Origin of the sequence: Desulfitobacterium sp., from assembly GCF_035539115.1 — a bacterium.
Taxonomy (GTDB): Bacteria; Bacillota; Desulfitobacteriia; order Desulfitobacteriales; family Desulfitobacteriaceae; genus Desulfitobacterium_A.
In genome coordinates this window covers 1-20,630 of sequence record NZ_DATLJA010000110.1, presented here as the reverse complement: position 1 = coordinate 20,630, position 20,630 = coordinate 1, and the positions used below count along the sequence as shown (strand labels likewise).

Annotated in this window: 19 protein-coding genes, 4 tRNA genes and 1 pseudogene; 23 read left to right on the top strand and 1 reads right to left on the bottom strand. The window is 44.8% G+C overall.

Annotated features, from left to right (window positions below):
- The first annotated feature begins 122 nt into the window (after nucleotides 1–122).
- The 6 genes from VM640_RS16955 (at nucleotide 123) to VM640_RS16930 (ending at nucleotide 5,162) form a co-directional block, all read left to right on the top strand.
- A complete protein-coding gene (locus tag VM640_RS16955; RefSeq protein WP_325394363.1) occupies nucleotides 123–980 on the top strand; it encodes a fumarate hydratase in 858 nt (285 codons plus the stop codon).
- A complete protein-coding gene (locus VM640_RS16950; protein WP_325394361.1) occupies nucleotides 980–1,537 on the top strand; it encodes a Fe-S-containing hydro-lyase in 558 nt (185 codons plus the stop codon). Before VM640_RS16955 ends, VM640_RS16950 begins: the two co-directional genes overlap by 1 nt.
- Before the next feature lie 256 nt (nucleotides 1,538–1,793).
- Nucleotides 1,794–2,024: a hypothetical protein gene (locus VM640_RS16945; protein WP_325394359.1), complete on the top strand. Its 231-nt coding sequence runs from the start codon at nucleotides 1,794–1,796 to the stop codon at nucleotides 2,022–2,024.
- A 224-nt stretch (nucleotides 2,025–2,248) separates the two neighbouring features.
- On the top strand, nucleotides 2,249–2,635 hold the full coding sequence (locus tag VM640_RS16940) for a nitrite reductase (RefSeq protein ID WP_325394357.1): 387 nt from the start codon (nucleotides 2,249–2,251) through the stop codon (nucleotides 2,633–2,635).
- Nucleotides 2,636–2,672: 37 nt separating this feature from the next.
- The gene (locus tag VM640_RS16935) at nucleotides 2,673–3,920 is read left to right on the top strand and encodes a globin-coupled sensor protein (RefSeq protein ID WP_325394355.1); all 1,248 of its coding nucleotides are present in this window, start codon (nucleotides 2,673–2,675) and stop codon (nucleotides 3,918–3,920) included.
- A 15-nt stretch (nucleotides 3,921–3,935) separates the two neighbouring features.
- On the top strand, nucleotides 3,936–5,162 hold the full coding sequence (locus VM640_RS16930; RefSeq protein WP_325394353.1) for an HD domain-containing phosphohydrolase: 1,227 nt from the start codon (nucleotides 3,936–3,938) through the stop codon (nucleotides 5,160–5,162).
- Between the two features lie 224 nt (nucleotides 5,163–5,386).
- On the opposite strand, the gene VM640_RS16925 is transcribed toward VM640_RS16930, so the two are convergent.
- The gene (locus tag VM640_RS16925; protein WP_325394351.1) at nucleotides 5,387–6,814 is read right to left on the bottom strand and encodes an RsmB/NOP family class I SAM-dependent RNA methyltransferase; all 1,428 of its coding nucleotides are present in this window, start codon (nucleotides 6,812–6,814) and stop codon (nucleotides 5,387–5,389) included.
- A 67-nt stretch (nucleotides 6,815–6,881) separates the two neighbouring features.
- Here VM640_RS16925 and VM640_RS16920 point away from each other — a divergent pair, with 67 nt between their 5' ends.
- From VM640_RS16920 to VM640_RS16840, 17 genes and pseudogenes are all read left to right on the top strand, one after another.
- The gene (locus VM640_RS16920; RefSeq protein ID WP_325394349.1) at nucleotides 6,882–7,526 is read left to right on the top strand and encodes an O-methyltransferase; all 645 of its coding nucleotides are present in this window, start codon (nucleotides 6,882–6,884) and stop codon (nucleotides 7,524–7,526) included.
- Between the two features lie 1,015 nt (nucleotides 7,527–8,541).
- A complete protein-coding gene (locus VM640_RS16915) occupies nucleotides 8,542–9,462 on the top strand; it encodes an alanyl-tRNA editing protein (protein WP_325394347.1) in 921 nt (306 codons plus the stop codon).
- Nucleotides 9,463–9,489: 27 nt separating this feature from the next.
- Entirely contained in the window at nucleotides 9,490–10,212 is a 723-nt protein-coding gene (gene rph / locus VM640_RS16910; protein WP_325394345.1) for a ribonuclease PH, read from the top strand.
- A 19-nt stretch (nucleotides 10,213–10,231) separates the two neighbouring features.
- The gene (locus tag VM640_RS16905) at nucleotides 10,232–10,831 is read left to right on the top strand and encodes an XTP/dITP diphosphatase (protein WP_325394343.1); all 600 of its coding nucleotides are present in this window, start codon (nucleotides 10,232–10,234) and stop codon (nucleotides 10,829–10,831) included.
- Between the two features lie 86 nt (nucleotides 10,832–10,917).
- Nucleotides 10,918–10,995, top strand: a tRNA-Pro gene (locus VM640_RS16900).
- 40 nt (nucleotides 10,996–11,035) lie between these two features.
- Nucleotides 11,036–11,112, top strand: a tRNA-Arg gene (locus VM640_RS16895).
- 20 nt (nucleotides 11,113–11,132) lie between these two features.
- A tRNA-His gene (locus VM640_RS16890) sits at nucleotides 11,133–11,208 on the top strand.
- Between the two features lie 147 nt (nucleotides 11,209–11,355).
- The gene (locus VM640_RS16885; protein ID WP_325394342.1) at nucleotides 11,356–12,144 is read left to right on the top strand and encodes an IclR family transcriptional regulator; all 789 of its coding nucleotides are present in this window, start codon (nucleotides 11,356–11,358) and stop codon (nucleotides 12,142–12,144) included.
- A gap of 145 nt (nucleotides 12,145–12,289) precedes the next feature.
- Entirely contained in the window at nucleotides 12,290–12,934 is a 645-nt protein-coding gene (locus tag VM640_RS16880) for a hypothetical protein (RefSeq protein ID WP_325394340.1), read from the top strand.
- A gap of 166 nt (nucleotides 12,935–13,100) precedes the next feature.
- Nucleotides 13,101–14,351, top strand: a complete 1,251-nt coding sequence (locus VM640_RS16875) for a (Fe-S)-binding protein (protein ID WP_325394338.1) — start codon at nucleotides 13,101–13,103, stop codon at nucleotides 14,349–14,351.
- Between the two features lie 35 nt (nucleotides 14,352–14,386).
- Nucleotides 14,387–15,691, top strand: coding sequence for an FAD-binding oxidoreductase (locus tag VM640_RS16870; protein WP_325394336.1), 1,305 nt, complete (start codon nucleotides 14,387–14,389; stop codon nucleotides 15,689–15,691).
- Between the two features lie 18 nt (nucleotides 15,692–15,709).
- On the top strand, nucleotides 15,710–17,089 hold the full coding sequence (locus VM640_RS16865) for an FAD-binding oxidoreductase (protein ID WP_325394334.1): 1,380 nt from the start codon (nucleotides 15,710–15,712) through the stop codon (nucleotides 17,087–17,089).
- 270 nt (nucleotides 17,090–17,359) lie between these two features.
- Nucleotides 17,360–18,118, top strand: a pseudogene (locus VM640_RS16860) (L-lactate permease); the annotation flags it as partial.
- 21 nt (nucleotides 18,119–18,139) lie between these two features.
- On the top strand, nucleotides 18,140–18,490 hold the full coding sequence (locus VM640_RS16855; RefSeq protein ID WP_325394332.1) for a cupin domain-containing protein: 351 nt from the start codon (nucleotides 18,140–18,142) through the stop codon (nucleotides 18,488–18,490).
- Between the two features lie 238 nt (nucleotides 18,491–18,728).
- A complete protein-coding gene (locus tag VM640_RS16850) occupies nucleotides 18,729–19,784 on the top strand; it encodes a DUF5667 domain-containing protein (RefSeq protein WP_325394330.1) in 1,056 nt (351 codons plus the stop codon).
- 70 nt (nucleotides 19,785–19,854) lie between these two features.
- Nucleotides 19,855–19,937, top strand: a tRNA-Leu gene (locus VM640_RS16845).
- Nucleotides 19,938–20,286: 349 nt separating this feature from the next.
- Nucleotides 20,287–20,604, top strand: coding sequence for an alpha/beta fold hydrolase (locus VM640_RS16840; protein ID WP_325394328.1), 318 nt, complete (start codon nucleotides 20,287–20,289; stop codon nucleotides 20,602–20,604).
- The last annotated feature ends 26 nt before the right edge of the window (nucleotides 20,605–20,630 follow it).

The following is a 20,630-nucleotide window of genomic DNA, read 5'->3' as shown; positions in this document are numbered from 1 at the left end:
CCAATAAAAACTACCATTATTAAATTGATTCAAGTAAAATAGGAAGAAGGCGAACTTCATAATGTAACTTTGCTTGAACCAAGAAAATAAGTTTTTAAAATAAATTGTGAGGGAGAAAGACGATGAAAACCGTTTATGTCAATGCGATTATTGATGCTGTGGAAAAACTCTGCATCGAAGCGAACTATGACCTGGGGGAGGACGTGCTGCTAAGCTTCAAAAAAGCGTTAACTACGGAAAAATCGCCTCTAGGTCGGGAAGTGCTTGATCGTCTGATTGAAAATGCTACGATTGCCCATGAGGAGCGGGTGCCGATGTGCCAGGATACAGGAATGACGGTCATCTTTGTCGAACTGGGGCAGGAGCTGCATATTGAGGGTGGAGCGTTAACCGATGCCTTGAATGAAGGAGTGCGTCGGGGCTATGAAAAGGGCTATCTCCGTAAATCCGTAGTCAAAGATCCCTTTGATCGGGTGAACACGAAAGATAATACACCGGCGATCATTCATTATGGCCTTGTTCCTGGAGACGAGCTCCAGATTACCGTTGCGCCAAAAGGTGCGGGCAGCGAAAATATGGGGGCTTTAAAAATGCTTAAACCTTCCGATGGTTTAGAGGGAGCGATGCAGTTCGTGGTGGATACCGTGGATCAAGCGGGAGGAAATCCCTGTCCGCCGATTATTGTGGGCGTGGGTGTAGGCGGCAATATGGAGAAGGCTACGTATTTGGCGAAGAAATCACTTCTACGCGATGTGGGTGTACATAACAAGGAAGAACGTTTAGCGAAGATCGAAGAGGAATTACTGGAGCGGATCAATAAGCTGGGAATTGGACCGCAAGGGTTTGGTGGGGTAAACACGGCCTTAGCGGTAAATTTAGAAGTGTATCCCACGCATATCGCCATGCTGCCGGTTGCGGTCAATATTAACTGCCATGCAGCACGCCATAAAACCATCACGCTGAAGGGGAGGGAGGAATAATGGCTGAGGTCATTCGTTTAGAAACTCCACTCACCCATGAAAAGGTAGCTCAACTTAAGTCGGGAGATAATGTCTTAATTAGCGGTGTGATTTATACCGGACGGGATGCGGCCCATAAAAAAATGGTCGACGCTTTGGCCCGCGGGGAAGCGCTTCCTTTTGATGTGAAAGATCAGGTCATTTTCTTCGTAGGGCCTACTCCCCCAAAACCAGGTCAGGTGATTGGTTCCTCAGGACCCACGACAAGCTATCGGATGGATGCCTATTCCCCAACGTTGATTGAACGGGGCTTAACCGGAATGATTGGTAAAGGATTACGTTCTGAGGAAGTCATTGCGGCTATGAAAAAATATGGAGCCGTTTATTTTGGGGCCATTGGTGGTTCGGGCGCTCTCTTAGCGAAACGGATTGTGGCCGCTGAAGTTATCGCCTATCCTGAGCTTGGTCCGGAAGCCGTGCGTCGGCTTGAAGTCAAGGATTTCCCGGTGATGGTTATTATTGACCAGGAGGGGAATAACCTCTACGAAACAGGGAAGGCGCAGTATCGGACGTACTAAACTCAACGCTCCGATCATACTTATTAGCCCCGATCTTTGCTTGTGCAGAGATTGGGCTTTAACTTTGTCTAGAATTATTTCACAATAAGTTCACAATAAGTTCACAATTTCTTAAGCTTACTTTCATACTTTCCTGTTATACTGTCTTACATCTTAGTTAGTTAAAAACGATAAAGCAAAGCTTTATGAGATTGATAAATAATTAGACAAAAAATGCTCGAACTGAGTTCAAAGAAAGATAAAGGAGATGGAATCTGTGTGGATTTGTCCGATTTGCGGTTCTAGAGAGATTGGAAAGATTAGCCGAGAACGCTATTTTTGTGGAGAATGCTGTAACGAGTGGACCGTGGATAACGGTGAAATCGCTATCTATCAAATTGCAATGGATGGGAGTGTAGCACGATTAAGAAGCAGAGTTACGGGAATAGGAACTACTACCGCTAGTTCACGAGCCAATTCATACTATCTAAGGCGTAACGTAAGCTAAATTAGTAAAAAATCCTGTCGACGGTAGAAGTTCGGCAGGATTTTTCTGTAAAATATAGAACTATCTTAGAAGTAATTATATTTATTCTAATTCATTCAATTTTGATAGTTTATAAGTGCATTGCATTTGAAAGGTATGAGGAAGGTTTGCCATGTGCGGAAAAGAGATTAGTCCATCAAGACAACTATGTTTGTCGAGAAGTCAAAGCAGAGGAGGATAGCGCAATGGAACGTCAAGGATTTAGCAAACTGACAGCGCTAAAAGCGTTTTTAAGAATGACTAAGGCCTGTAACTCAGAATGTCATTGTACACCCGTTTGTCAGCTTTTTATGGCGAAGGAAATACTCGGAGAAGCTGCAAAAACCGGAGAGAAATTTTCGGATAAGATCCCCAAGGATATCTTAGACATGTATCGTAGTGTCCCGATTCTTCCAGAACGCTATAATCAGATTGAATTACTAGATGCATTTAGTGAAGTGCAAAGCATCTGTGATAATTGCCCTGTAGGGGTACATGGCTCGTTTTGTACAGTCAATGTTGTTTTGACTGGTCTGGGTGTATTGATCTATGGAAAAGAATTTAAGACGGATAAAGATCAGGAATCCCAATAACGCTAAAATATAAACCCGAAATGGAAGGAGACTAGTTATGATTCAGCTTCATCAATTTGATTTAAAAGAATCTATACAATTACTTCGGTTGGATGAACAGCAATTAGCTTTGCTTAAGGAATTACGCCCCTTGATGGAACGTGATATCGATGACATCGTGCGCCATTTCTATGGTCATGTTTTGACCATTCCTGCGCTCAAAGCAATTATTGACAAGTATTCTGCTGTAGATAAACTCTACGTCACCATGAAGAAGTACATACTTTCAATTTTCACCGATAAAATCGATGAAGAATTTATGGCCTGGCGGGTCACGATCGGAAATGTTCATAAACGAATCAACTTGCCGCCTTTTTATTATCTAAGCTCTTATCAGGTGCTCTATGATGAAATTCTACCGCGTATTCAACAACAGTATCGGAAAAAGCCGGAACAGGCTTTACGCTTAAGCCTTGCCCTTCTTAAGATTTTCAGTTTTGATCAACAGGTTGTTATGGCCAGCTATATTCAATCTTATATGCAAGAAATCGATAAAAAGACGGAGCTTGAACAAGCGTATGTCGAGATTGACAGTCTGCAACGCCGTGTCAGTGAGGCGAGCCAAGCTTTGGCAGCAACTTCAGAAGAAACTGCAGCTTCAGCTGCACAAATGCATGAAGCTACAGAAATGATCTCCCAAAATGCGGGGGATGCGGCACAATTCTCGCATAAGGTAGATACCTTGGCACAGGAAGGATCGCAAAAGATTCAGCAGATTTCCGAACGTATCCTAGGATTGGCGGATATGACCGGTCAGATGCAGGATAGAATGCTGGAACTTGATGAAAGTTCAGCTCGAATCGCCAGTATTACAGATGTTATTAAAGAGATCGCCTCTCAGACTAACCTTCTAGCCTTAAATGCTGCGATTGAAGCAGCCCGTGCTGGCGAGGCTGGACGAGGTTTTGGGGTTGTAGCTGAGGAAGTAAAAAAACTGGCGAGTAAATCTGAACAGTCGGTTAAAGAGATCAGTGCGATGATCATGCTTACGAAACAAAACACGGCAGCGGTTAATAAAGCGATTGTGGAGACCACGAAGGAGATGCAAGGCGCAGCCACTGAAGCTCGTGAAGTCGTGAGCCGATTTGCAGATATCATGTCTGCAATCACGGCAAGCATTCAGCAAGTCCAAGAAATTGCCAGCCAAATTGATGCGCTTACCCAAACGGCGGGTCAAATTGGAGCAGCTTCTGAAGATGTGGCTAACTCAGCTACCTCTTTGGCTCAGATGGGATTACGAGAATAGGGGAGGAAAATAATAATGAGTCCAGAATATACTTCCCTCATTCGAAGGATGTGGAGCTTTTCTAAAGCTCTTGATCTTGCCTTGGTGGATGAAGAGATTGAAAAGGGATTCCATGCACCATTGGGTCAACGCCATGGGGAGCGAGTTGCTTATATTGCTTTAAGTTTGGGTAAAGCCCTAAAACTTTCCGAAAATGACTTAATTCATGTTACGATGGCGGGCTTACTTCATGATATTGGGGCAGTTGGGGGGTTCCGAAAGTTTCATGGGGATAGTCGGTTAATAAGGGAACATTGTATCTTGGGTGCGGAGATTGTCAGTCCTTTCCCGGACGGGGATATTCTTGCTCCGGCGATTCGCTACCATCATGAAGCCCCGGATATTAACCATAGTGCCTTGAAAAAGGATCCTAAGGAAGTTCCCTTTTTCGCGAAAATATTAGGGCTTGCGGACAGAATCGATGTCCATCTGAGCAGAGGAATGTTGACGAAGGCGGAGAAGGATAACCTAATTTTTTGGGTCAAAGAACATGAGGGCAGTCTCTTCTTTGCCGAGGTTGTTCCGGCGTTTATCGAAATTGCCCAGCAAGAAGCGTTTTGGCTCGATCTGGAGCAGGCCAACTTAATGCAGATTGCTTTTGAAAAGTTAGGTGTAAATGGTGATTTCCCTGTGAGCAGTCCTTTAGAAGATCAATTTACAAACATACTAGCGCACACCTTTGCCGATTTGATTGACCAAAAAAGTGCGTTCACGGCTCGACATTCTCAGTCGGTGTCGGAAACGGCAGAGCGGTTGGCGAAAGTTTTAGGGTGGGAAGAGAAGGATATAGCGGAGATACGAGTTGCGGGACTTTTACATGATTTGGGTAAACTCTCCGTTCCGCGACGGATTCTCGATAAACCTGGTCACTTGGATCTGGATGAAATCGAAGTGATTCGGACCCACACTTACTATACTTATCGCTTGCTCAATGAAGCCGGGTTTCCACTGCACGTTGTGCGCTGGGCTGCCTACCATCATGAGCGACTCGATGGGCAGGGGTATCCATTTGCGCTGACGAAGGCTGACTTAGACACGGGATCTCGCTTGATGACGATCGCTGATATTTTTGCTGCACTTACGGAGGAGCGTCCTTATCGAAAGGCACTCAGTGAAGGAGTAGCCTTAGGTATCTTGGAAAAAGGGAATGGAACCCTTGTGGATCCAGAGTTGATGAAAGTCGCTTGGAAAGCGTTGAGTTAAACTTCGTCTCCGGGGCTGCCTCACTTGCTTCCGAGGGAGCTCTGCCAAACCTCAGGGTAATACCTGAAGTGAACCAGTGGCGCCGCTAAGCTAAAGCGCGAAACCCCTTCACGGGCTTTCGTCCTCGAAAGCTTCGTTCGTCTCACCGCCCCTCCGCCGAAATCGTTCATTCCTGAGTGGAAAGCTACGCTCTGAGGTCTTAAGTCACTTTTCAGAGTATAACCCTAGCGATTTCGTAGCTCCTTGGGATAATGGTTTTTAATTAAACCTTGAACGCGTTTGCCCCAACCGAGCGGAAATTCTTCGATGCCAACGAGGACCCACCCGTTGGGACCTTCGTTGGGCAGAGCTTCACCGTGGAGATAGCGCCCAAGCAAAGGATCATTTAAGGATAAGGAAAGATAGGAAGAAACGGAATTTGGCGTTAAAGCTAAAGCAAGAGCCTGACCCGGTTGGAAACGGCCGGGCCTTTTTTCGCCCAAATACAGGCCTGGACGAAGGATTGTTAACCCGCGAAAATCAAGATTCGGTTCTGGAAGGGAGTAAAGATGATCTCCAAAGGCTAGAATATTTTCTGAAGAGAAGCGTTGAGTCTTGAGTACGTTGGCGCTTACAGAGGACAGAGTCCCCGTTAGGAAATCAGTAAGTTCAGAGCTGGAGTCTGCCGCAGGGAGAGAAGAGCTTTGCTTACGGAGAGTCGAGCTTTTTCGAACCTTGCCGGTGATGTAACTTGCCGAATCCTCATCCTCAGCATATTGTTCCTCCCGAATCAAGGCGATGATAAAATGCCCTTCTCCGCGAACACGATGGGGATAAAGGCGAACGGCCTCCGGAAGTGTGGAGGGATGTACAAAGCCTGAGGCAGGGTCAGGAAGGGAGAGAGGTCTAAACTTGGGGTGAGACTCGAGAAAACGAAGAATCATTTCTTCGTTCTCCTCAGGAGCGAAAGTGCAGGTGGAGTAAACGAGACGTCCGCCGGGTCGAACCAGAGTTGCGGCCGATTCTAAAATTAAGGCTTGTCGATGAGCGCAGGACTGGACATGCTCGATCGACCATTCCTCGATGACTTCAGGATCTTTGCGAAACATGCCTTCGCCGGAACAGGGAGCGTCTAATAAAACTTTATCGAAAAATCCTGGAAGATGATTCGCAAGTTGATCCGGGTTTTCGTTGGACACAATAACATTAGGAGCGCCCCAACGATCCATATTCTGGGCGAGAATTCGGGCTCGCGTTGGATGTATTTCATTTGACCAAAGGAGACCTTCGCGTTCTAAGCGAGCTGCAATGCCCGTTGATTTACCGCCGGGGGCTGCAGCCAGATCAAGAATTCGCTCACCGGGTTGAGGATCTAAATAATGAAGAACGGCCATTGCCGAAGGTTCCTGCAAATAATACACGCCAGCTGCGTGATAGGGATGTTGTCCGGGATGAGTGGTATAATGATAATAAAAGCCATCCTTGGTCCAAGAAATAGGTTCAAGTTCAAAGGGCCAGCGCTGGCTAAATTTTTCTGCGCTTACCTTCAGGGTATTTACTCTTAAGCCATTAAGACGGGGAGAATCATAAGAGGCGAGAAAAGCTGTGAACTCATCTTTGAGATTTTGAGCCATGCGCTCTTTAAACGGTTGAGGAAGTTTTGATGAAAGCAAAGTAAATCCTCCTTGTGCTTATGCTTTGGATGTATTATATCAAATTACAAAAAGAAAGGGGCGGACTGTGTTTTATTCTTTCGAGTTGGAACAATATCTAGGAGAACTGTTACCGGGAAGAGAGGAACTCTTCAAGGAAATGGAGTCGCAAGCTTTGCAAGAGACGATTCCCGTGGTGACTCCGCCTGTGGGTAATTTCTTAGCCTTTCTTGTGAAGACGAGCCAGGCGTCGCGAATTTTAGAGATCGGGACAGCAATTGGTTATTCAACCCTATGGCTTGCTCAAGGTTTCGAGGGACGAAAGGGACAGATTACGACGATCGATCTCAATGTTGAGCGAGCGAAACGAGCGATTAAATATTTTAAAAGGGCAGGGATTGAGGAGCAGATTGAGGTCTTATTCGGGGATGCCCGGAAGATCGTGCCAACTTTAGAGGGTTCCTTCGATTTTGTTTTTGTGGATGCAGCCAAGGGAGAGTATTTGGATTATTTAAGCTTGGTTTTGGCACGGATTGCACCGGGCGGAATTCTCGTTGTCGATAATGTGCTATTTCGAGGTTGGGTGGTTCCAGGAAGCGAGTTTGTACCGAAATATAATCGGCTGGTTACCCATTTGCGCGAGTTTCTGAATAATCTAACCCAAAATCCCGACTTTCAGACAAGTGTGCTCCCGTTCGGCGATGGGCTGTCGGTCAGTATTCGGAACCGCTAGACTAGATTAGTAGAAGTTTGGAAGTTGAAATGATCTTGGTCGTGTAGCTTTTCGCGCATCCGGACCTTCGGGCGTGAATCTCCACCGGAGACTCACGTACTTAGCGTCTTCTGGGCTGACTCTCTTGCTTCCGAGGGAGCTCTGCCAAACCTCTGGGTAATACCTGAAGTGAACCAGTGGCGCCGCTAAGCTAAAGCGCGAAACCCCTTCACGGGTTTTCGTCCTCGGAAGCCTCGCTCGTCTCAGCGCCCCTCCACCGCAAATCTTTCACTCCTGCGCGATATAGGAGACTGGCTTAGAGTTGAGGTACAAAACTCAAGCCTTAGTCGACTTATCCTCGAAGGGGAAAAGCTACGCTTTCGGGTCTATGATTAAGCGAGTCTTCGAAGCGAGTTACGATTACAGTAAGGAGGACTCTACTTTGAGCAGATACTTTAGCAGGAAGAGCAACAGGGTTTCGCCGAAGTCGCCTACTCAATAAGACACCCCAACGGCGAAGGGGTGACTCCCCGACACTGAGCCAAGAATGGGTTGCATCTCGTTATACATCAAAAACAATTCTCAGCAAAAGATCCCAGGCGCCGCTTTGGCCTAAGGGAGTGTCTTAAAGCGAGCAGCTAACCGAACTTAGCGAAGAAGTCGGGCGCAGGCGGGACCGCGCATAGGACGTGCGCGGCCGGCAGTGAGCCAAGGCGACGGCACAGGACGTGCCTAGTGCAGAGTGCGCCATGGATGGCATAGCAGCTCTGCACGGCGAATTTGCCGGGAATCCCGTCGCAGCCCGAATTCTGAGCTCTAGTTCGGTCTACGAGCGCCACAAGCGACCGTGGACAAAGCGGCACCGACGTTCTGCCCGAGCAAAGACCCCAAAGCCATACTATAAGCTGAAAGGTGAAACGAGGAAATTGTCTCTTCGTTTCAGAAATATTTCCTTTTGTCGATTACTTTCGAATTGCTTTCAGTATAGCTTTTGTCTACAATAAGCATAGTAGAAGAGGGGGTGGCAAAGATTTCTATGTTTCTTGTGCAGGACCATCTTATGCAAGCCGTTTATTTTGCTCCACGCGGGAAGAAACGCTTGCTTTTTTTGGGAACTAACCTGCAACAGCGGTATTTAAGCCCCCAGGACAAGTTAATTGGTTTTCTAGGAGAAGCTGGTGCCGGAAAGTCCCTTTTGATTCGGGGGATGTTTCCAGGGTTAGAGTTAACCAATGATGATGATGGGATCAATGTTCGACCGCTTCCGCTACTCGATGATGCTGATCGCGACCATTTCCGTTGTCACACCTATCATGTCGATGTACGCTTTGAATCGGCCTTTACCCAGCCGTGGAGGATAGCAGAAGCGATTAAAAAGGCCTTGAGCAAAGAACGGCGCGTCGTCATCGAACATTTTGACCTTATCTATCCGTTTTTAGGAATAAATGCGGAGGTACTGATTGGTGTTGGCGAAGAAGTCATTGTGACCCGTCCTACGCTTTTCGGCCCGGAACCGCAGGCGATTGCGGAGATTGTCTTCGAATCGATTAAATATCGTAGAATGGCTCATTCAGCTGAAGATATTACCTCGATGATTCTCGAGGAAATGGGGCTCGATAAGCCTGAGGTTCATAGCGAGATCAAACACGGCTTCGTTCTTGAGCTCCCAGGAAAACCAGATATTGATCTTGATCTCGTGGAGGAACGGGTTAGACAGATAATCCAGGCGGATTTGCCGATTAGTTTTTGTGACGAGGAGCATATTCGAGTAGGTGAAATACCCTATCCGTGTACCGGTCCCCGTATACATATCAAGAGAACCTCAGAGATTAAGGGATTTAGGCTACTCAAAGAGTTCCGGTTCGATCCGCTGCAAAAGCTTTATACGATTGCCGGGATCGTAGGGGAGGAAGCTCCGTCTCGTTCGTTGGCTTTGGTGGGTGCTACTCCACTATGATACAAATGGCTGGAAGGAAGGTTATATATGAAACGATATGATGACCGGGAAGTAGATCAATTACGGCCGGTGAAAATTACCAGGGGCTATACGCAGAACCCAGAGGGATCTGTTCTGATTGAAGTTGGAATGACGCGCGTGATTTGTACAGCCTCAGTCGAGGAGAAAGTTCCTTCTTTCCAAAAGGGTTCTGGACTTGGTTGGGTGACCGCAGAATACGCCATGTTGCCAAGAGCGACGCAAACCCGGACACATCGGGAAGCATCGAAGGGGAAACTAACAGGGCGGACTATGGAAATCCAGCGTTTGATCGGCCGGGCATTACGGTCAGTCGTGGATTCTAAAAAACTTGGAGAACGCACGATTTGGATTGATTGCGATGTAATTCAAGCGGATGGCGGTACGCGCACAGCTTCGATCACCGGAGCGTACGTGGCACTAGTAGACGCTATTCAATACTTGATTCAAAAAGGAGCTTTAAAAGAGAGCCCAATCCAAGACTTTCTAGCGGCAGTGTCTGTGGGGAAAGTGGAAGGGATTCCTATTCTAGATCTAGCTTATCCGGAAGATTCTCGAGCTGAAGTGGATATGAATGTGGTGATGACGGGTGCAGGCAAGTTTGTCGAAATCCAAGGAACAGCTGAGGAAGTGCCTTTTGATCGAAACGAGCTTGATCAATTTTTAGCGCTTGCAGAAAAGGGAATTCGCGAACTGATAAGCGAGCAAAAAGCTGCTTTAAAGTTAGTTTGAGAAAGCAGGTTAGCACACGATGAAAATTTTACTCGCCACTCAGAATCAGGGTAAAGTGAAGGAACTCCAAGAGCTGCTTGCCGATGCCCAAATTGAGGTTCTCTCCTTGCAGGATATCCCGAATTGGGAAGAAGTCGAAGAGACAGGTTCGACGTTTGCTGAGAATGCGGCCTTAAAAGCGCACGTTGCTGCGGAACGGACGGGATATATCGCCTTAGCAGATGATTCTGGCCTGGAAGTGGATGCACTTAACGGTGCACCTGGAGTTTACTCCGCGCGTTATGCCGGGGAGCCTAAAGATGATGAACGGAATAATGATAAACTGATAAATGCATTGGAGAAGTTCCCCGATGAAGAAAGAACGGGACGGTTTCGGTGCGCTTTGGTGATTGCTACACCTGACGGCCAAGAGTTTTTGACTGAAGGGACGGTGGAAGGACGTATTCTGCACGCTCCGCGCGGTCAGGAAGGGTTTGGCTATGATCCTTTGTTCTTCATCCCGGATTTTGGGCGAACGATGGCGGAATTAACGATGATTCAAAAAAATAAAATTAGTCATCGTGCTCAAGCCTTTCAAAGAGCAATTCCGATCTTAAAAGATTTAGTAAAAAATATCTAACAGATCTAGCAGGATAATATAAGATTTTTAACGGTTTTAACTTGACTATAGCTTCATAATCAGATACAATTGTCATTGTCACTGAACGGGGCATAGCGCAGTTTGGCTAGCGCGCCTGCCTTGGGAGCAGGAGGCCGGGGGTTCAAATCCCTCTGCCCCGACCATACTCTTTTTTTGGTTCGTTTGGGTTCAGGAGATATCTCTGCGCCTGTAGCTCAGTTGGATAGAGCATCTGCCTTCTAAGCAGGTTGTCGTGAGTTCGAATCTCTCCAGGCGCACCATTTAATCTAATTTAATCATGGTGGATGTGGCGAAGTGGTTAACGCACCGGGTTGTGGCTCCGGCATTCGTGGGTTCGAGACCCATCATCCACCCCATTATGCATGAAGTAGCATCAGGAGAAGTCTTGATGCTTTTTCTATATATAAATTTAACTTGACGAAATAATTTAAAAAAGTCATACTATTTTATTGAAACAGGGTTTTGAATATTGGAACTAAAATAACAAAAATGGAGGCTTTTTTGTGGCTGAAAAATATGTACAAACTCTAGAACGTTCCCTAGACATTCTGGAAGTATTGGCCCAGGCCGAAGAACCGTTAGGTGTAACCGAGATTGGAAATCGAATTAGCCTTCATAAGAGTACGGTTCATCGGATTTTACAAACATTATGCTACCGAGGTTATGTGGAAAAGGAAAAGGAAAATGAACACTATCATTTAGGAATTAAGATTGTGGAATTAGGAATCAGATTCTTTAATGATTTGGAAATAAGGAAAGTAGCGTCTCCTTATTTGGTGGATCTTGCCAAGGCAATGGATGAGGTCGTCAATCTTGTTTTACCAGACGATGGAGAAGTCGTTTATATTGATAAAACGGAGAGCTCTCATGTTGTAAGCATGCAATCGAAGGTTGGACGAAGAGCTCCAATGCATTGTACTGCGGTCGGAAAGGCCATTCTTTCCACTTTGCCAGAAGATGAAGTACTCCACATTCTCGAAGTAAAGGGAATGCCACAACAAACCATTAATACAATTACGGAGCCTAAGAAGCTGCTGGAAAATCTTCGCCAAATTAGCGAAACCAAAGTAGCGGTGGAAGAAGAGGAAAACGAGATAGGTATTATTTGCTTGGGAACACCCATCTTTGATTATTCAGGGCGAGCCATCGGAGCAATTAGTGTTTCTGGTCCAGCAAGTCGCATGGAGGAAAAAGGAATTCAAAGTATTGGTGAAGCATTAAAACAAGTGGGTGAACAAATATCGGCGAATTTGGGCTTTACTTATTATCGTAAACCGAGTCGGCAAGTTTAAAAGTCAGTAATCTCAAAGAATTCACACTTGACGTTTTGCTTACTTTCATAGATAATTGTTCTTATATAAATGAAACGATGTTTCGACAGACGGGACGTTGACCTTTTAAATAAAATGAGAGATAAATTCTTAGGAGAGTGACGGAATGCAAGCAATGAGACTAATGATACCCATGGATAATCTGGTTAAAGACTGCCAAGGTTGTAGAGAAAAAGATGAGGCTAAAGTATCCACGCAGATTTTATCCTTTGAACTTGCTGACCGATTATTGCGCCGTTATTCGGGAACCTGGAGGATTACTCAAGAGGAACTAGAAATCCATTTATGCGGGGTTGATTTTCCACTTCGCTTTGAACTTGCTGAAGGTGTGCTTACCTATAGTATTGTACGAACTCATCTCCTTTCTCGTTACGATGCAAATAAAGGTGTAGCCCGTCTAGAGGAGGAACTTATTGAGGACCTAGCTCTACCTTATTTAGAAGATAAGGGCATCCAGGATCCGCTGTTTCAGATGTTGGTTAAGCTTATCGAGATTTTTCACGCTCGCTGTGGGTTAAATATTAGATCTATTGAAATGGATCAGGAAACGACAGGGTGGGAGATTTTCCTATGTGAAGATGGACCACATGGATGGATCAGTAGAGAGGGAATTGCGAAAAACCAATTTGGAGAACAGGTGGATCTAAAGACGTGGTTTAATTTGCGTCCAGAAAAACTCGCGAGCTATGTTTTTGGGTTCAACTCGTTTTGTAAGAATTATGCTAATCCCCTGAAAAGAATTAGCCATTAGATCCAAAAATTCGAAGATTTACGTAAAAGACAAAACCTTTTTAAAATAGTCTTGAATTCAGAAAAATTAGAAGTTATAATATGCCGTAGTAGATAAATGTTTATATAATTTAAGATTATCTGCCTAGGTGGTCTAACCATCCGACATAGAGAAGGGGGAGATTTTAATGGGCGTTTTGGCAGATGTTTATGAAATGCTCAACACGTGTAACAAGTGTGGTTTCTGCCATTCATCATGCAAGACGTATAAGGTGAATGGATCGGAGACTAGGGTTGCGCGGGGCAGGGTTCAACTCATAAAAGCAGTTGCCGATGGGAAGTTAGAACCGGATGAAGCTTATGAGGATGCGATTATGAGCTGTCTTTTATGTGGAGAATGTGCGGTTGCGTGTCCGAGCGGTGTACGAGCTAATGATCTCGTATTGGCTGCACGACGCGATCTGAAATTGAGAAAAGGAATCAAACCTTTTGTTAAATCCTTCGCCTTAAAGACTTTAGCCGACCCGAAGAAACTTGACCGCGGTTTTCGTGTTTTTAGAGGAATGGGAAAAAGTACACTTAATAAAATTGATGGTTTAGATTTCTTCCGCGGGATTGATATTCGTAACATGCCAGTTGCGAAAAAGCCCTTTCTGGGACAAGTTCCTGAGAAGATTACGGTTCAGCATCCTAAGCATAAAGTGGCGTTCTATGTAGGTTGTTTCCTTAATCAGTCCTTAGATGGTACTGCTCATTCTGTTGTTAAAGTGCTCACAAAAAATGATTGTGACATCACGATTCCGAAGGATCAAGTCTGCTGTGGCTTACCTCAATATGCCTATGGTGATTTTGAAACCGCTAAAGCTAATGCCCGCAAGACGATCGATACTTTCCTGGATAAAAATAGAGATGCTGAAGTTGTTTTGACGGCTTGTGCTTCTTGCGCATCGATGCTTAGAGAAGAGTATCCCAAGCTTTTTGCGGATGAGCCACATTTTCTACCAAAGATTCAACAATTTAGTGAAAAAGTAGTCGAGTTCTCAGAATATATGGCTAAGATTGGCGTCGATCAATCCAAGCTTCAAAATTCAATTCCTGTCAAAGTCACCTATCATGATCCGTGTCATATGGTGCGTGGTATTGGGGTAACGCAACAACCACGTCAAATATTACAGATCATTCCTCGGGTTGAATATGTGGAAATGAATGAAGCCAGCCGTTGCTGTGGCGCCTCCGGTTTAGTTCAAGCTTTTTACCATGAGATATCAACCGATATTACGCATCAAAAAACACAGAATATTAACGACACCAATGCAGATATTGTGGCAACAAGCTGTCCGGCGTGCATGTTGAGAATCCAAGGTGGGATTAACGCTGCCGGCCAAAAACAAAAGGTCGTGCATGTTGCCGATATATTAGCGAAGGCTTACGAAGATTAATCTGATGATATTTCAGAGTGGAAGGGCGGGTCGTCATGAGTAACGTCAATATCAGCAACTTAAAAGGGATCGTCGGTGATGCCAATGTCGTCGATACCTCTTCTGAAATGGCTAAATTTCTCAAAGGACAAGGTCAACCAGCAGTTGTAGTTTTACCGGGAAATACCTCGGAAGTCTCAGAAATTGTAAAACTGGCAAATGAGCAAAATGTAAAATTAGCAGTGGGTGGAACTGTTGTCGATACCGAGGGTCTCACAGGTGGGATCGCAATGGTTATGTCACGCATGAATAAAATGATTGAGTTAGATCATGCTAATCTCGTAGCTGTTGTAGAACCAGGACTTCTTCATAAGGATTTTCTTCTTAACGTTGCGGAAGTTGGACTGAACTTCCCTCCAGAACCGTATGAAGTTGAAACTAGCTCCATTGGTGGATGTTTCGCCATTGGCGATGCAGATTCCAAATCCTTCGAATACGGTCCTACGCGGACGTTTCTCTTAGGCTTTGAAATGGTTCTCCCGACTGGGGAAATCATGGAGATTGGGAATAAATGCATTAAGAATGTAGCAGGTTACGATTTTATTCACCTTACAGTTGGAGGTCAAGGGACGTTTGGAATTTTCACCAAACTTATCGTCAAACTTCTACCGGCACCAGAAGCTAAGTTAGCCGTCCTAGGTACGTTTTCATCCTTGCGCAAGGCCAATGATGTTTTCCATACCTTGATTCAGCAAAATGTCCTGCCGACTCGGATGAATCTTCTTAACGCTGCACTTGTCCCAAAAGCCATTCCGGGAACAGAAGGGCAGCTTGTCCTCATCGATTTACAGGGTTATAAAGCCTCGGGCACTAATTTTGCCCAAAAGGTTGCCTCTCTTCTTTCAGTGGGTGGGGCAACAAATGTGAAAATCATTGAAGATGAGGCGGAATATAACCAAGTCATCGATGGTTGGTTGAACGTTCGATCTGAGCTCAATGCGAAGCCGGATTCGGTCCTGGAATTTACTATCGGTGCAATGAAGATGCCGCAGGCCCTGGCTCAACTCGAAGTGCTCCTGGGAGGCTTGGAAAACTATCCAGGTGTGGTCGTGGAAGGACTTCTTGGGCATGTTCTGTTAGCTCTCCCTGAGGGGACAAATAAGCGTGCACTTGCAGTTGATGTCAACAAATTGGCAATGTCCTTCGGTGGAAATGTGAGAGGACTTCTAGGGAATAATCTCAAATCAGAAGTATATAATGATGCCGAAATGTGGAACCAGACCATCGGACTGATTCAGGGACTTCGTCAAAAATTTGACCCCAAAGGGATTCTCAATCCTGGGGTGAGCTTACAGGCTTAAGAATAAGGAGGGCTGAACATGTTATCCCAAACGGTTATTAATCGCTTAAAAGAAATTCTTGGGGAGAAAAACGTGGTTACAGACCAAGTCGGCCTGTTTGCTTATGGCTATGATGCTACGTTGCTCGCCGGTCAAGCTTTAGGAATTGTTTTTCCGCAAACCACGGAGCAAGTCGTGGAAGTGGTTAAGTACATGAACGAACAAAATATAAAGCTCATTCCACGGGGCGCAGGAACGAACTTGAGCGGCGGGACCATTCCCACTGAGAATTCCGTGATCGTTGGTTTTGGTCGGATGACTAAAATCCATGAAATTGACACAGAAAATTTCGTGGCTGTGGTTGAGCCAGGAACGGTTAATTTTGATCTCCAACTCGAACTGGGTAAGAAGGGTTTTTATTATCCTCCGGATCCGGCTTCCTATAAGGCCTCGACCATGGGCGGAAACTTGGGAGAATGCTCCGGCGGACCGCGTTGCTTCAAATATGGCGTGACTCGGGACTATATCTTAGGTCTGGAAGTCGTTCTGCCAAATGGTCAGGTTATTGAAACGGGCGGACGTGACTTTCTGAGTGAGTCCGGCTACGATCTTACCCGGCTGATTGTCGGTTCAGAAGGGACGTTAGGTTTCATTACGAAAATCATGGTACGGGTTTTGCCAAAACCTGTGACCACGAGAACAATGTTAGCGATCTATAACACAATTGAGGAAGCTTCGCTAACTGTTGCCGCTATCGTTTCCGCCGGAATCGTGCCCACAACGTTGGAACTGATGGACAACCTTTTGATTAATACATCTGAGGATGCTTGTCATGCCGGACTTCCTCGAGATGCTGGCGCACTGCTCATCATCGAGATTGATGGAGAGCCTGAGGATATGGATCAGCAAGTTCAAGTTATTGATGAGATAACGAAAAAAGCTGGAGCTCGCGATTTCAAAGTCGCGACGACGGCTGCTGAAGTGGATCAACTCTGGCTCGCACGTCGGGTTGCTATCGGCTCAGTTGCCCGGGTGAAACCTTCCTATTCCCTTCAGGATATCACGGTACCGCGGAGCACGTTCCCAGCAGCAGTTACTGAGGTCCTTAAAATAGCCAAGGATTTCAACTTATTGATTGGAATTCTGGCGCATGCTGGAGACGGAAACTTCCACCCGCTGGTTATTTTTGACCAACGAGATGAAGATGAAGTTAAACGGGTTCATGCGGCCGAATTAGAGATCTGTAAGATGGCGCTTGGACTAGGAGGTACGATTACCGGTGAGCACGGAATCGGACTCTTAAAGAAGAAATATCTTGATCTTCAATTTAAACCAGTGGAGGTCGATGCCTTTAAGAAGATTAAAGACACCTTCGATCCCAAAAATCTATTTAACCCAGGTAAGATTCTCAATATCTAAGATATATTGCTTTGAATTTAGAGCGTTCCAATTTTGGAGCGCTCTAAATTCAAAAATTTCTTTTCGCTAAAAGAAGAAAAAGACATCAGCTTTCTATAATTCTAGAACTTCAGGGTATTCTCGATATTGAAGGAAAACAATTTGAATTCAAAAAATGTTGAGTTAATCCTGAAATTAGAGAATTATATAAGCATAAAGTTCCAGCCTTATTATAGACATAGATTGAGAGAATTTAAATGTTCGTATAGAAGGGAGCGTGATTTAATTACTTCACTTATTTGCACGGCACTCTTCCTGATGGTTTGGAAGCCAAAAACGATTTGGCGTTTTCCCGATGAGGAGGGGGTCAAAGCAAACGATACGAAATATACAAGCGGAAAAATCTTTAAAGCCTGGTCACCTTTCCTGATTGTGATGATTTTAATGGGACTTTGGGGAAGCCCAGGTTTCAAGAGCTGGGTTGCTAATGACCTTCAATGGTTTGTCAATATTAAACACTGGCCAGGTCTTGATGGTCTTGTCATGCAAACGGCACCGATTGTGGCCAAACCAATGGTATATGCTGCGAGCTTTAAATGGGATTTCTTTGGCTATGCTGGAACAGCGATGTTGCTATCCGCGATTATCACCATGGTAATCTTGCGGATTAGCCCTAAAACAGCGGTCAACGTATTTGGCCGCACGATGAAACAACTGGGTTATTCGCTTATCACGATTATGTCGGTTTTGGGTCTTGCTTATTTAGCCAATTATTCAGGGATGTCCTTCTCATTGGGCTTAGCGTTTGCTTCAACGGGCGTGCTTTTCCCGGTCTTCTCACCCGTCCTGGGCTGGTTAGGGGTCTTCTTAACAGGTTCTGTGACCTCTTCGGCCGCGTTGTTTGGAAAACTGCAACAAGTAACAGCCGGGCAGCTCGGATTAAACCCTATTTTAACTGTTTCAGCTAACCTTGTGGGTGGTGTTTTTGTTTTGTTGCAAGCGTATATTATGCCAGGAATCGTACCACAAATTCCAGTGGCACAGTCATAAATTTGGAGGAGTGAAAGGACAATGGAAGACAGAGTGTTCAATTTGACTGACGGGCTGGCTCATTTTGATGAAAAAGCACCTCAAAAAGTAGCAGTTTACCAGACCGATAAAACGTTAGGCGCTATGTGGTGCCTCGAGCCGGGTCAAGAAGTATTTCTGCATGCTCATCCTAATGCTGATGATGTCTGGGTCTGCCTTGAAGGGGAGTCAGGACTCTATTTTGCAGGTGACGGGCAAGAAATACACATTAAAAAAGGAATGGCTGTCCTGGCGAAAGTAGGTCAGACCCACGGGATGCGTAATACGGGTAAAGACCGCTTCGTGTTCATCGGTATTTGTGGACCCGTTCCCGTGGAAACGATAAAGTTGTAAGAGAAAAGAGACATTTATCCCGAAGAATTGACGTTAACGTAGATCAGAAATAGATAAACCCAAAAAGGGACGAGAGGTTACTTAAATAAGTAATTTCACGCCCTTTTTTGTGTGTTAAATTTCAAGTTTCATGTAGCCCCCCTTAAATATTGAAATGTTTGTCGTATTGAATAAATGTAGGGCGAAATTCCAGTGCCCGTTGGGTTACATAAGCACAAATTAAAAGGAGGATATTATTTTGAAGAAACAGCTTGCACTTGCATTAACGGCAGCCCTTTTAGCATTTCCAGTAACTCCTAGCCTCGTCATGGCAGCGACGACTGCCACGGGGACAACTACAACATCGACAACTACCCAACCGGTTGATACATCGATCACGACGACACCGACACCGAATACAACTTTGTCAACAAGTGTACCAACAGATTCTACAACCACAACCTCATCAGCGATAACGATCACTGATAAGAATGGTAATATCGTTGATCCTGGGATTTTACCGGGTTCACCTTGGTATTGGTTTCAAACCCTTATTGAAAAGGTTCAAGTCGCCTTGACCTTTGATCCGGTTAAAAAAGCAGACCTTACTGAAAGTCAGGCTTTAGAAAATCTGGCTGAAGCGCAGGCCTTGATTAATAAAGGAGATACAACAGCAGCAGAGAAGTCTCTTGCTGAATATAGCAACAAGATTGAACAGGCGCAAACGTTCTTGGATCAACTAAAGGACCCAAATTCCGAAACTGCACAAAAGGTTCAAGCGGCTTTAACCAAAGTCAATACGAATAATATGGTGGTTCTCGGTGGCCTTTTAGAAAAGCTTCCTCCGCAAGCGGCGCAAAAACTCGCGTTAAATATCGTGCGATCGGTTGAAAAAGCGGTAGTTAAAGCGGACAAGATGGATAACAAAGCTGCAAAAGAAACCTCTTCTGCAGCGACTACGACTGGACTTACAGCAGCTACTACTGATACAGCTAGTACCACAGGAACAACGAATGCAGCTAGTACTACAGGAACAACGGATCAGGAACAATTGAAAGAACAAGCGAAACAAGCACTTAAACAATTCCAGACTGATTTGGGATTAAAAAAGGCTGAAGATAAAGAAGATCAAAATAAAGAAGATCAAAATAAAGAAGATTCGGCTCAAACTGAACAAAAAACTGAACAACAACAATATCAAACTCATCAACCCCAAGTAAGTCAACCAGCAAATATTACTTCTGAAAAACATAATGACCAAGAGCGAAATCAGAGTAATAAAAACGGAGAAAAGGAAAAGAGAAACCGGGATTAACTACCACTTGTCAATTTGAAAAAAATGCGGTACAATATCATTTGTTCGACTCTATGAGTCTGGCAAAGTTGCGGGAGTGGCGGAACTGGCAGACGCACTGGTTTTAGGTACCAGCGGGAAACCGTGGGGGTTCAAATCCCCCCCCCCGCACCATTCTTTCATCAGGCTTAGGCTCAAGGATTATGGGACAAGAGCTTGCGGGAAACCAGCGAAGACCTGAAGCAATTTATGTATGGTATAAACGATAGAATCCTCCTTTTAACCGTTTGGATTACAAACGAAAAGGGAGGATTTTTTATGTCTAAAATCAAAGACAAACCAAAAGTCACAACTGTTTTCAGACCCAGAATTCTTAGCTGTATCTAAACAGAAAAGACGTTATTAGCAAATACATATTATTGAAATAGATGTTATAATCGAAATATATGTAAACTATACTTAAGTAGGAAAATGCGAAGTAAGGATTACTTATTTAATCTGGGATATATAGATGGAGGATAAAATGATATTTAAAGAATTTGGCGATAAAAATATGCCAGTTATTATTCTTCTTCATGGGGGCGGATTGTCATGGTGGTCATGGAAACCACAAATTGAAGCATTACAAAAGGATTATTGTATTGTTACACCGATTATTGATGGGCATGGTGATGCTTATAATACCCCTTTTGTAAGTATAAAAAAATCGGCTGAACAGGTTATTAAATATATAACCCAAGTTTGGCGACAATTTATTCCAAACGCAGTAATATCAAGGCTTCTAGGGTTTGCCAACGAAAGTGTAGTCCCAAATTGGAAAATGACCTCTCCGAACTATTGATTTTACTGGGCTAAAGGGGTTCTGTT

Excerpts from the sequence above, each read along its gene's own strand:
- VM640_RS16935 (WP_325394355.1), top strand. The coding sequence starts at position 2,673 with ATGATTCAGCTTCATCAATTTGATTTAAAAGAATCTATACAATTACTT.
- VM640_RS16955 (WP_325394363.1), top strand. The coding sequence starts at position 123 with ATGAAAACCGTTTATGTCAATGCGATTATTGATGCTGTGGAAAAACTC.
- VM640_RS16855 (WP_325394332.1), top strand. The coding sequence starts at position 18,140 with ATGGAAGACAGAGTGTTCAATTTGACTGACGGGCTGGCTCATTTTGAT.
- VM640_RS16950 (WP_325394361.1), top strand. The coding sequence starts at position 980 with ATGGCTGAGGTCATTCGTTTAGAAACTCCACTCACCCATGAAAAGGTA.
- VM640_RS16875 (WP_325394338.1), top strand. The coding sequence starts at position 13,101 with ATGGGCGTTTTGGCAGATGTTTATGAAATGCTCAACACGTGTAACAAG.
- VM640_RS16870 (WP_325394336.1), top strand. The coding sequence starts at position 14,387 with ATGAGTAACGTCAATATCAGCAACTTAAAAGGGATCGTCGGTGATGCC.
- VM640_RS16865 (WP_325394334.1), top strand. The coding sequence starts at position 15,710 with ATGTTATCCCAAACGGTTATTAATCGCTTAAAAGAAATTCTTGGGGAG.
- VM640_RS16880 (WP_325394340.1), top strand. The coding sequence starts at position 12,290 with ATGCAAGCAATGAGACTAATGATACCCATGGATAATCTGGTTAAAGAC.
- VM640_RS16905 (WP_325394343.1), top strand. The coding sequence starts at position 10,232 with ATGAAAATTTTACTCGCCACTCAGAATCAGGGTAAAGTGAAGGAACTC.
- VM640_RS16840 (WP_325394328.1), top strand. The coding sequence starts at position 20,287 with ATGATATTTAAAGAATTTGGCGATAAAAATATGCCAGTTATTATTCTT.
- VM640_RS16930 (WP_325394353.1), top strand. The coding sequence starts at position 3,936 with ATGAGTCCAGAATATACTTCCCTCATTCGAAGGATGTGGAGCTTTTCT.
- VM640_RS16915 (WP_325394347.1), top strand. The coding sequence starts at position 8,542 with ATGTTTCTTGTGCAGGACCATCTTATGCAAGCCGTTTATTTTGCTCCA.
- rph (WP_325394345.1), top strand. The coding sequence starts at position 9,490 with ATGAAACGATATGATGACCGGGAAGTAGATCAATTACGGCCGGTGAAA.
- VM640_RS16940 (WP_325394357.1), top strand. The coding sequence starts at position 2,249 with ATGGAACGTCAAGGATTTAGCAAACTGACAGCGCTAAAAGCGTTTTTA.